Below are 3,149 nucleotides of genomic sequence, written 5' to 3'. Positions count from 1 at the left end.
ACGGCGGCGAGGAATTCGTCGTCCTGCTGCCGGGACAGTCGCTGGCCCAGGCGACGGTGGTCGCCGAACGGATCCGCGAGGCGTTTCGGGGCAACTCCGCCTCCGAACTTGGTCCGGGAGGCACCGTGAGCCTCGGGGTGGCCCAGCTGCGAGAGGGGGACACCGCCAACACCCTGCTCGCTCGGGCCGACGCCGCCCTGTATCACGCCAAGGAGCGTGGGCGCGACCGGGTGGAACTCGCCCACTGACGCCCCTGCCGGAATCCGGTCGGGGGTGGTAGACTCGCGGATTTGCGCGCGGCGGCATCCATGATCGATCGACGCTGGCCGCGCGGCACCGGTTTCACTGCTCTGCGAGGCATAAAGCAATGTCGATGGAAGATCGCGATGGCCTGATCTGGCTGGACGGCGAGATGGTCGAATGGCGCGAGGCAAAGACCCACGTGCTCACCCACACCCTGCATTACGGCATGGGCGTGTTCGAGGGCGTGCGGGCCTACAAGACCGACCGGGGCACCGCGATCTTCCGCCTCGAGGATCACACCCGCCGGCTGCACAATTCGGCCAAGATCCTCGGCATGACACTGCCCTACACCGAGACCCGGCTCAACGAGGTCCAGCGCCAGGTCGTGCGCGAGAACGACCTCGAGAGCGCCTACATTCGCCCGATGGCCTTCTACGGCTCCGAGGGCATGGGTCTGCGCGCCGACAACCTCAAGGTGCATGTCATGGTGGCCGCCTGGCACTGGGGCGCGTACCTCGGTGCGGAGAACATCGAGAAGGGCATCCGCATCCGCACCTCGAGCTACTCGCGCCATCACGTCAACGTCACCATGTGCAAGGCCAAGGCCAACGGCGCCTACATGAACTCCATGCTCGCGCTGCGCGAGGCCACCGCCGCCGGCTACGACGAGGCGATGCTGCTCGACACGCAGGGCTTCGTCGCCGAGGGCTCGGGCGAGAACATCTTCATCGTCCGTGACGGGGTGCTCTACACGCCGGACCTGACCGCCGCACTAGACGGCATCACCCGTCGGACGATCATCGCGCTGGCGGACCAGTTCGGCATCCCGGTGGTGGAAAAGCGCATCACCCGCGACGAGGTCTACATCGCCGACGAGGCCTTCTTCACCGGCACGGCCGCCGAGGTCACGCCCATCCGCGAGGTCGATGACCGGCCGATCGGCAGCGGCGTGCGCGGCCCGATCACCGAGCGGCTGCAGAGCACCTACTTCGACCTGGTCGAGGGGCGTTACCCGCCGCTGGCCGACAACTGGATCGATTACGTGGAGGCACGCGCATGAACCCGGATACCGCGTCGCACCCGGACGACTACAAGACGCCCAACGCGGACAAGGTGGTCGAGGTGACCCAGGCGGACCTGCCGGTCTACTGCCCGCCCGAGGACGAGGCGTTGTGGAACTCGCACCCGCGGGTCTACATCCATCTCGAGCACAAGGGAGACGAGGCGCGCTGCATCTACTGCAGCGCGCTGTACAAGCTGATCGATTGAAGGGTGGTGCCAGAAGTTCCGGAGGCGCTGTGGGACGGACTTCAGTTCGACATCGACCGTCAGGTCGATTCCCCCAGCCGCTCGACGATCGCGTCGGCGACCTTCATGGTGTCGTCGACCGGCTCGTATTCCCACTGCGAGAGCGTGCCGTCGAACGCGCGGGTCACGCCTTCCTCGCGCAGCCCCCGGTGGAACCGCTCCAGGCGCTTCGAGTAGCGGCCGAAGTCGATCACGTAGAGCGGCTTGCCGGTCGACGCGGCCTCCGAGACCATCGAGGCGGAATCGCCGGTGACCACCAGGTGGTCGGCCAGCGCGAGGATGCCGAAGTAGGGGTTCGGGCCCTCGCCGTCCCACAGCAGGTGGGGGACGGCGGCGATGGCCTCGGCCAGTGCCCGGGTGTTCGCCTCGCCGGTACGCCGGGAGGGCGTGACGATCAGGCCGCCGCCTGACTCGCGCGCGGCCTGCGCCAGCTGCTCGCCGATCCGGCGGGCCTTGCCGGGCGTCAGCGTCATGCTCCGGTTCGAGCCGCCCAGCAGCACGCCGATCCAGGGGCGGGGCAGCCGGGCGAACCGCTCCCGGAACGCCCCGGCCGCCTCGTCGAGCTTCGCCCGGTTCACGTGATGGATCGCCCCGCGCGTGGGCAGCACGTTCGGGCCGGTCAGCCCGTCATGGCGGGGCGGTACCACCAGGTCGAAGTACCGGGGCGGTATCAGCGGATCCTGCACGTGCACCGTGAAGCAGCGCCCGCCGCTGGCGCGGCGGATGGCGATCGAGGCCGCCGCGCTGCGCCGGCCGCAGGTGATCAGCACGCGGGGCCACGGCGGGGCGATCGGATCCGATCCGGGCGTGAGTCTCGTCAGCGGGCGCGGCACCCAGTGCATCGGCAGGGCGCGCCAGGGACGACGCATGCCGATGGTCTTCTGCACCACCGGCCAGCCGGTGCGTTCGGCGACGGCCTCGGCCAGCCCGCGGGCCTGGTTGGCCATGCCGGCCTCGCCGGTGGTCATCGCCCAGATCTCGTTGACGGTCTCGGGGGTGTCACGCATCCGGACATGATAGCCTCTCGGCAGACCGCCGGGGGCGCTGGGAGAGGACGGCATGACAGGGAGTGAACGCAGTGACGACGGCCCGGCCCCGCGCCTGACCGTGGTGCAGATGCTGCCCGCCCTCGAGGGCGGCGGCGTCGAGCGCGGCACCATCGAGATCGCCCAGGCGCTGGTGGCCGCCGGCCACCGCGCCATCGTCGTCTCCGAGGGCGGCCGGCTGGTCGCGGAGCTCGAGGCCCTGGGCGCCGAGCACGTCGAGATGCCCGTCGGGCGCAAGGCGCTGACGACCCTGCGCTACATCCCGGCCGTGCGCCGACTGCTGCGCGACGAGCGCGTCGACATCCTCCACCTGCGCTCGCGCCTGCCGGCCTGGATCGGCTGGCTCGCCTGGAAGGGCATGCCCAGCACGTCGCGGCCGCATCTGGTCACCACCGTCCACGGCGCCTACTCGCCCGGCTGGTACAGCGCGGTGATGACGAAAGGCGAACGGGTCATCGCGGTCTCCGACAGCATCGTCGACTACATCCGCACGAACTACCCGAAGGTCGACCCCGCGCGCATCGTGCGCATCTACCGCGGCATCGACCCGGC

Annotated in this window: 5 protein-coding genes; 4 read left to right on the top strand and 1 reads right to left on the bottom strand. The window is 69.8% G+C overall.

The features are described 5' to 3' along the window. The 3 genes from ACLFRM_RS09250 to ACLFRM_RS09240 all read left to right on the top strand — a co-directional run. A partial coding sequence (locus ACLFRM_RS09250; RefSeq protein WP_410755450.1) for a GGDEF domain-containing protein occupies positions 1-248 on the top strand: 248 nt, incomplete at its 5' end. A gap of 119 nt (positions 249-367) precedes the next feature. Next, positions 368-1,303 (top strand): branched-chain amino acid transaminase, encoded by a 936-nt coding sequence (locus ACLFRM_RS09245; protein ID WP_410755449.1) that lies wholly within the window; start codon positions 368-370, stop codon positions 1,301-1,303. Then, positions 1,300-1,512, top strand: a complete 213-nt coding sequence (locus tag ACLFRM_RS09240; RefSeq protein ID WP_410755448.1) for a zinc-finger domain-containing protein — start codon at positions 1,300-1,302, stop codon at positions 1,510-1,512. The genes ACLFRM_RS09245 and ACLFRM_RS09240 overlap by 4 nt, the downstream gene beginning before the upstream one ends. Before the next feature lie 59 nt (positions 1,513-1,571). Here ACLFRM_RS09240 and ACLFRM_RS09235 read toward each other — a convergent pair whose 3' ends face one another. Continuing rightward, positions 1,572-2,558, bottom strand: a complete 987-nt coding sequence (locus ACLFRM_RS09235) for a mitochondrial fission ELM1 family protein (RefSeq protein WP_410755447.1) — start codon at positions 2,556-2,558, stop codon at positions 1,572-1,574. A gap of 52 nt (positions 2,559-2,610) precedes the next feature. Between ACLFRM_RS09235 and ACLFRM_RS09230 the strand changes: the two genes are divergently transcribed. Beyond that, on the top strand, positions 2,611-3,149 hold a 539-nt coding region (locus tag ACLFRM_RS09230), incomplete at its 3' end, for a glycosyltransferase (protein WP_410755446.1).

The sequence above is a fragment of the Guyparkeria sp. genome (genome assembly GCF_046540515.1).
In the GTDB taxonomy this organism is placed as follows: Bacteria; Pseudomonadota; Gammaproteobacteria; order Halothiobacillales; family Halothiobacillaceae; genus Guyparkeria.
The sequence above is the reverse complement of the archived record's forward strand: the minus strand, read 5'-3'. Positions and strand labels throughout refer to the sequence as shown.